The sequence below is a fragment of the Lutibacter sp. genome (genome assembly GCF_041555395.1).
Lineage (GTDB): Bacteria > Bacteroidota > Bacteroidia > Flavobacteriales > Flavobacteriaceae > Lutibacter.
In genome coordinates this window covers 1-7,278 of the sequence record NZ_JBFFKM010000082.1, presented here as the reverse complement: position 1 = coordinate 7,278, position 7,278 = coordinate 1, and the positions used below count along the sequence as shown (strand labels likewise).

General features: G+C 33.9%; 8 protein-coding genes. 4 read left to right on the top strand and 4 right to left on the bottom strand.

Annotated elements, in window-relative coordinates:
- Positions 1 to 440, bottom strand: a 440-nt coding sequence (locus ABY285_RS11835) for a helix-turn-helix domain-containing protein (RefSeq protein WP_372770314.1), incomplete at its 3' end; no start/stop codon positions are given.
- A gap of 121 nt (positions 441 to 561) precedes the next feature.
- Here ABY285_RS11835 and aceB point away from each other — a divergent pair.
- From aceB to ettA, 4 genes are all read left to right on the top strand, one after another.
- On the top strand, positions 562 to 2,160 hold the full coding sequence (gene aceB / locus ABY285_RS11830; protein WP_372770312.1) for a malate synthase A: 1,599 nt from the start codon (positions 562 to 564) through the stop codon (positions 2,158 to 2,160).
- A gap of 71 nt (positions 2,161 to 2,231) precedes the next feature.
- A complete protein-coding gene (locus ABY285_RS11825) occupies positions 2,232 to 3,863 on the top strand; it encodes an isocitrate lyase (RefSeq protein WP_372770310.1) in 1,632 nt (543 codons plus the stop codon).
- Between the two features lie 172 nt (positions 3,864 to 4,035).
- Positions 4,036 to 4,212 (top strand): CAL67264 family membrane protein, encoded by a 177-nt coding sequence (locus tag ABY285_RS11820; RefSeq protein WP_372770308.1) that lies wholly within the window; start codon positions 4,036 to 4,038, stop codon positions 4,210 to 4,212.
- A 115-nt stretch (positions 4,213 to 4,327) separates the two neighbouring features.
- Positions 4,328 to 6,019 carry an energy-dependent translational throttle protein EttA gene (ettA, locus tag ABY285_RS11815; protein ID WP_372770306.1) on the top strand — a complete coding sequence of 564 codons (1,692 nt, stop codon included), beginning with the start codon at positions 4,328 to 4,330 and terminating at the stop codon, positions 6,017 to 6,019.
- Positions 6,020 to 6,096: 77 nt separating this feature from the next.
- On the opposite strand, the gene ric is transcribed toward ettA, so the two are convergent.
- The 3 genes from ric to ABY285_RS11800 form a co-directional block, all read right to left on the bottom strand.
- Positions 6,097 to 6,777, bottom strand: a complete 681-nt coding sequence (ric, locus tag ABY285_RS11810) for an iron-sulfur cluster repair di-iron protein (RefSeq protein ID WP_372770304.1) — start codon at positions 6,775 to 6,777, stop codon at positions 6,097 to 6,099.
- 58 nt (positions 6,778 to 6,835) lie between these two features.
- Complete coding sequence (locus ABY285_RS11805; protein WP_372770318.1) at positions 6,836 to 7,120, bottom strand: DUF6122 family protein; 285 nt, start codon at positions 7,118 to 7,120, stop codon at positions 6,836 to 6,838.
- 35 nt (positions 7,121 to 7,155) lie between these two features.
- A partial coding sequence (locus ABY285_RS11800) for a WbqC family protein (RefSeq protein ID WP_372770316.1) occupies positions 7,156 to 7,278 on the bottom strand: 123 nt, incomplete at its 5' end.

Below are 7,278 nucleotides of genomic sequence, written 5' to 3'. Positions count from 1 at the left end.
TGATAAGAACGCAAAGCCGCTAAAAAGAAACTTTCACGCGACATGTTATAGTTTTGGGCAATCTTTATTAAGGTACTTATAAATGCATTAACCTTCGCCGGTGCATTTGAAATAATGTCAATCAAATCGGCTTCCTGTATGCCAAATAAATCCAAAGGAATTTCTTTTAATATTTTAGATTGCAATATTTCGCCTAGTGGCGCTAAATTTTTGTCGAGTTTTAAGGAAACCATATTGTCATATGGAACATCCAAAATTTGAGACAAAAGTGCAATTTTATCCGTTTTTGGATATTTTTTTCCTTTTTCAATTTCGTTTAAGTACGATTTTGAAATGTTTGTAAGTTTAGAAAGTCCAAATAAAGACAGATTTTTCTCTGTTCTGATTTGCTTCAATTTCAATCCAAAGATTAAACGGATGTATTCTTCTTCGATATTCATAAAACAAAGGTATGTTTTTTAGCGAAATAATAAAAATTAATCTAAAATGAATATTTAGCGAACGTTCGCTTGTTTTGTAAAAAACTTTATTTTATGTTTGTCGTCATAAAAATAATCCATTATGAAAAAATTTAATGAAACAACAATTCACCCGGTAACTTTTTCTTCGGATGTTGAAAATTCTTACCCAGCTATTTTAACCAATGAAGCGATGGATTTTTTAGTGCAACTGCATGAAAAATTTAACAGCGAACGATTGGAGTTGTTGGAGAGGAGGGTTGCACAACAAAATTATTTTGACAAAGGAAATTTTCCGGAATTTCCAAGGGAAACAAAGGCTATAAGAGAAGGTGATTGGACTGCAGCGCCATTGCCGAAAGATTTGTTGGACAGAAGGGTTGAAATTACGGGACCTGTTGATAGGAAAATGATTATCAACGCACTAAATTCCGGTGCAAAAGTTTTTATGGCCGATTTGGAAGATAGCAATTCCCCAACCTGGAGCAATATCATGGAAGGACAACAAAACTTAAGGGATGCGGTGAATAAAACCATTTCATTTTCAACCGAAAACGGGAAGGAATATAAATTAAATGAAATAATTGCCACAATTATGGTTAGACCACGAGGGTTGCATTTAAATGAGAAACACCTGCTTATTAACGAAAAGCAAATGTCGGGTTCTTTGGTTGATTTCGGTTTGTACTTTTTTCACAATGTGAAACAATTATTCTTAAATGAATCTGGTCCTTATTTCTATTTACCAAAATTGGAACATTATTTAGAAGCACGTTGGTGGAATGAAGTTTTTATATTTTCACAGGAATACTTCGGAATAAAACAAGGAACCATTAAAGCCACAGTTTTAATAGAAACAATTACCGCAAGTTTTCAGATTGATGAAATTATTTACGAATTAAAAGACCATATGGCAGGATTGAATTGTGGCCGTTGGGATTATATATTTTCTTATATCAAAAAATTCAGGAATCACCAAAATTTTACGGTACCGGATAGAGGTCAGGTAACGATGGCAACACCTTTTATGGAAGCATATTCATTGTTGGTTATTCAACGTTGCCACAAGCGAAACGTTCATGCAATGGGAGGAATGGCGGCTCAAATTCCTGTAAAAAATAATGAAGAGGCAAACAGAATTGCTTATGAGAAAGTTAGAACAGATAAAGAGCGTGAAGCAAAAAACGGACACGACGGGACTTGGGTAGCACACCCGGGATTGGTTCCAATAGCGTTGGAAGTTTTTAATAAATATATGCCCGAAAGCAATCAGATTCAAAATAAACGAGAAGATTTGAAGATTACCGAATCTCAATTACTTGAACAGCCAAAAGGAACAATTACAGAAGATGGAATTCGTAAAAATATCAATGTCGGAATTTTATATCTGGAATCCTGGTTGTCGGGAAATGGAGCAGCCGCACTTTACAATTTAATGGAAGATGCTGCAACAGCTGAAATTTCAAGAACACAATTGTGGCAATGGCTTCATAACAAGTCGACACTTGAAGACGGAAGAAAATTTACTGTTGAATTGTATATTGAATTATTGGAATCTGAAATTCTTCAAATAAAAAATATGGTAGGGGAAGATTCATTCAAAAACAGAAAATTTAAACTGGCCATCGAACTCTTTGATTCACTGGTCATTTCAGAAAAATTTGAAGAATTTTTGACCTTAAAAGCTTATAAATACCTATAAAAAAACCACTCAAAAACCGCGAAATTAAAGGGTGACTCATATAAATAACTATAAAAATTAAAAACAAAATTATGAAAAATTTATCACAAAGTAATTATAGTTCTGCGTTACAAACTGTAAGAGATCTTAAAGCTAAGTATGGAAATACTTGGAATGCAATAAATCCTGAAAGCGCAGCTAGAATGGTTGCTCAAAATCGTTTTAAAACAGGTTTAGATATTGCTAAATATACAGCTGCGATTATGAGAAAAGACATGGCAGAATATGATGTTGATACTTCTAATTATACACAATCATTAGGTTGCTGGCATGGTTTTGTTGCGCAACAAAATATGATAGCTGTTAAAAAGCATCATAAAACAACAACTAAAAGATATTTGTATCTATCTGGTTGGATGGTAGCTGCATTACGCTCAGAATTTGGACCATTGCCAGATCAATCGATGCACGAAAAAACTGCTGTTCCATCATTAATTAAAGAAATTTATGATTTCTTACGTCAAGCAGATGCAATTGAGTTAAATGATTTATTTAGAAGACTTGAAAAAGGTGAAGATGTGCAAAATCAAATTGATAATTTTGAAACACATATAGTTCCTATTATTGCTGATATTGATGCAGGTTTTGGGAATGAAGAAGCTACTTATTTGTTAACAAAGAAAATGATTGAAGCTGGCGCTTGTGCTATTCAAATTGAAAATCAAGTTTCTGATGCCAAACAATGTGGTCATCAAGATGGAAAAGTTACTGTGCCTCATGAAGATTTTATTGCTAAACTTAATGCTATTAGGTATGCGTTTATAGAATTAGGAGTAGATGACGGAATTATTGTTGCAAGAACAGATTCTGAAGGTGCTAGTTTAACGCAGAAATTGCCAGTTAGTAAGGAGCCAGGAGATTTAGCTTCTCAATATTTAGCCTTTGTAGAAGCAGAAGAAATTGACATAAATGATGCCAAAGAAGATGATGTGCTTCTTAAAAGAGAAGGTAAATTAGTGCGTCCTGTGAGATTGTCAAATGGTTTGTATAAATTTAAAGATGGCTCTAATATAGATAGAGTTGTGTTAGATTGTGTTACGAGTCTTCAAAATGGAGCAGATTTATTATGGATTGAAACTCCAACACCAAATGTTAAGCAAATCGCAAATATGGTAAACAGAATTAAAGAAGTTGTGCCAAATGCTAAATTGGTTTACAATAACTCGCCATCTTTTAATTGGACATTAAATTTCCGCAATCAGGCATATGAAGAAATGCTTTCGGAAGGTGAAATTATGACAGACTATGACAGAAATAATTTAATGGATGCACAATATGATGATTCGGAATTGTGCTATCGCGCTGATGAGAAAATTAGAACGTTCCAAATAGATGGCGCAAGAGATGCAGGCATTTTTCATCACTTAATTACGTTACCAACTTATCATACAACAGCACTTCATATGAATGATTTAACGGAAGGTTATTTTGGAGAAGAAGGTATGTTGGCTTATGTAAAAGGTGTTCAGAGGCAGGAAATTCGTAAAGGTGTTTCTTGTGTAAAACATCAAAGAATGGCAGGGTCAAATCTTGGTGATGACCATAAAACATTTTTTGCAGGAGACAAAGCTTTAAAAGCAGGAGGCGAAAACAACACATCTAATCAATTTGAAGTTAGTTCTAAAAACTATAAAGTTGAAGAAAAATTAAGGAGGGTTGTATAAATAATTTAAACAAAAAACGGAGTCAGCTCAGTTTTAAATAGTCATTATTATGGTTATTTATATCCAACGCCTTCTTAAAGAGGGCGTTTTTTTGTATTTTTGTAGTTGAAAATTACGATATTTGCATTCTTCGATTTATTTTGGAAAATTAATTAACTAACAACAATATAAAATGAATAAAAACACTGTTTTAGCCTGGGCAACATTTATTATGCTTGTGGTGGGCGTTGGCCTTATTGCGCTTGGCGCTTTTCGATATAACGACATAGCTGGTTGGGGATTTGCCTCAGTAGGAGTCGGCTTTTTTGCTATCGCTTGGGTGTTTAACGCGTTAAAAGGAAGGGTTTAAAAATTAAATAGACTATAGATCAGAGACAAAATAGTAGAAATCAAAAAGTTGAGCGTCTTAAAATCAACATAAACAACTTACAATTCAAAACCAACAACCAATAACCAAAAAGAATATGGCAGACGATAATAAGGTAATTTTTTCAATGGCAGGTTTAACTAAGACCTATCAGGGTGCAAACAAACCTGTTTTAAAAAATATTTATTTAAGTTTCTTTTACGGGGCTAAAATTGGAATTTTAGGTTTAAACGGTTCAGGTAAATCTACTTTACTCAGAATTATTGCCGGGATTGAAAAAAATTATCAGGGTGATGTGGTTTTTGCGCCTGGTTATTCTGTAGGATTTTTATCACAAGAGCCTCAATTGGATGACACTAAAACGGTTCTGGATGTTGTAAAAGAAGGCGTTGCCGAAACCGTTGCCATTTTAGAGGAGTACAATAAAATAAATGATATGTTTGGCTTGGAAGAAGTGTATTCTGATGCTGATAAGATGGATAAATTAATGGCGCAACAAGCGGTGCTTCAGGATAAAATTGATGCTTCTAATGCTTGGGAATTGGACACCAAGCTTGAAATAGCGATGGATGCTTTAAGAACTCCAGACGGAGACACTCCAATGAAAAATCTATCTGGAGGAGAACGAAGAAGGGTTGCATTGTGTAGATTGTTATTACAGGAACCTGATATTTTGTTGTTGGATGAGCCTACCAACCATTTAGATGCAGAATCTGTGCATTGGTTAGAAAATTATTTACAGCAATATAAAGGAACTGTAATTGCCGTTACGCACGACCGTTATTTTCTTGATAATGTTGCAGGTTGGATTTTGGAGCTGGATAGAGGAGAAGGAATTCCATGGAAGGGGAATTATTCAACTTGGTTAGAGCAAAAGGCAAAAAAATTAGCACAGGAATCTAAACAGGCTTCCAAACACCAAAAAACTCTGGAAAGAGAGTTGGAATGGGTGAGAATGGCACCAAAAGGCCGCCATGCTAAATCAAAAGCGCGTTTGTCAAATTACGATAAGTTAATGAGCCAGGATCAAAATCAATTGGATGAAAAATTAGAAATTTATATTCCAAATGGTCCTCGTTTAGGAACCAATGTAATTGAAGCAAAAAATGTTTCAAAAGCATTTGGAGATAAATTATTGTATGAAAATTTGAATTTTAATTTGCCTCAAGCAGGAATAGTTGGTGTTGTCGGTCCAAATGGTGCCGGGAAAACCACTATTTTTAAAATGATTATGGGTGAAGAAAAGCCTGATAAAGGTGAGTTTATAGTTGGCGAAACTGCCAAAATTGCATACGTTGATCAAAGTCATTCAAATATTGAACCTGAAAAAACGATCTGGCAAAATTTTGCTGATGAACAGGAACTTGTTTTAATGGGTGGTAGACAAGTAAATTCAAGAGCCTATTTAAGCAGATTCAACTTTTCAGGTAGTGACCAAAATAAAAAAGTGAGTACCTTATCGGGAGGGGAACGCAATAGATTGCATTTGGCCATGACTTTGCGTGAAGAAGGAAACGTGCTGTTGCTGGATGAGCCAACAAACGATTTGGATATCAATACCCTACGCGCACTGGAGGAAGGTTTGGAAAACTTTGCGGGTTGTGCGGTAATCATTAGTCACGACCGTTGGTTTTTAGACCGGGTTTGTACGCATATATTGGCTTTTGAAGGAAACTCTGAAGTTTATTATTTTGAAGGTTCTTTTACCGATTATGAAGAAAACAAGAAAAAACGTTTGGGTGGTGATATGACGCCAAAACGAATTAAGTTTAAAAAACTGATAAGATAAATAGCATTAATGTCAATAAAAAGAGGCTGTTTGAATAAATATTCAAGCAGCCTCTTTTATTTTTAAGAAGGGTTTTGTTATAAGTTTTTTACTTTTGGAAATAAAATATTGTTTTCTAAATGTATGTGTTGGTATAAATCGTTGGTAAATTCCTCAAGTTTAAAATAAAGTGCTTTAAAGGTGTTGCATGCCCATTCCGGTGGCGTAAAATCAGAACTCAATTCCTGTATCTTTTTAATCATGGTGCCAACCTCTTCATGTTCTTCTTTTACAAGTGAAAGGGTTTTTTCGTCAAATTCAAAATTAGGATTATCAGCTTTTGCTTTAATGGCCGGAAATAAGATAAATTCTTCTTTTCCCATGTGTGAAGTTAATTCACTTGAAATAGTAGAAAATATCTGTGCAATTTCAATGGTTTTTGGTTCATGTTGCCCGTGAACATTGGCAACCTTATCTGCAAATTCACTAATAATGCTAAGATTTTGTTTTACGTAACTGTGGTGAACATAAACAATGTAATCTGCCAAAAATTCAGCGCTCCAATCTTTGAAATTTAAATTCGGTGTTTCTTTTTTTGAAGTATTATTCAGTAAATCATTGACTACATCATCAACATTTATGTTTTCTTTTTTGCAAGCATTCTCTACCGTTTTTCCTCCACCACAGCAAAAATCCAATTTGTATTTTTTGAATATGGAAGCCGTGCTTATATCATCACTTACAATTTCGGCAATTGTTTTAGTTTTTAATTCTGTCATGACTATATTATTTTTATGCAAAGGTAATAAAAATATCAGTAAAAGATAAAAAAGTCTTTTATTTTATCCAACAACAATCAATTGCATCAGTTAACATATGAAGCAATAGACCAATAGCTACGATTCTTGTTTTTTTAAAGAAAAGTGCTGCCAAATAAATAGCAATGGCAAAATAGGAGTGAAGAATATGATAATTTATACTGCACCTTGTCGGACTAAAAATAGGCGTTGAAAGCAAATGATCAAGATCTACCAACATTGTCAGAATTAATATCAGCCAAACCTTTTTCCAGTTTTCTTTAAAGAAATAAAAAGCGATTACACCAGGAAGTAAAAAGTGCATTCCGTAATGTGTGATAAATCGGGTAATTTCCAAAACTAAAAAGTGATTTTTTGTTTTTCTAGGTAATTTAGTGCATTTGGGCCTTCCATAAAAAGCAAATCTAAGATGCTTAAATTGGAGATAAAACCATGATTTTCTGAAAAAACCTGTATATAGCG

Bases quoted from the DNA above. Each gene is read 5' to 3' on its own strand.
- ric (WP_372770304.1), bottom strand. From the start codon at position 6,777: ATGACAGAATTAAAAACTAAAACAATTGCCGAAATTGTAAGTGATGAT.
- ABY285_RS11825 (WP_372770310.1), top strand. From the start codon at position 2,232: ATGAAAAATTTATCACAAAGTAATTATAGTTCTGCGTTACAAACTGTA.
- ABY285_RS11805 (WP_372770318.1), bottom strand. From the start codon at position 7,120: ATGCACTTTTTACTTCCTGGTGTAATCGCTTTTTATTTCTTTAAAGAA.
- ABY285_RS11820 (WP_372770308.1), top strand. From the start codon at position 4,036: ATGAATAAAAACACTGTTTTAGCCTGGGCAACATTTATTATGCTTGTG.
- ettA (WP_372770306.1), top strand. From the start codon at position 4,328: ATGGCAGACGATAATAAGGTAATTTTTTCAATGGCAGGTTTAACTAAG.
- aceB (WP_372770312.1), top strand. From the start codon at position 562: ATGAAAAAATTTAATGAAACAACAATTCACCCGGTAACTTTTTCTTCG.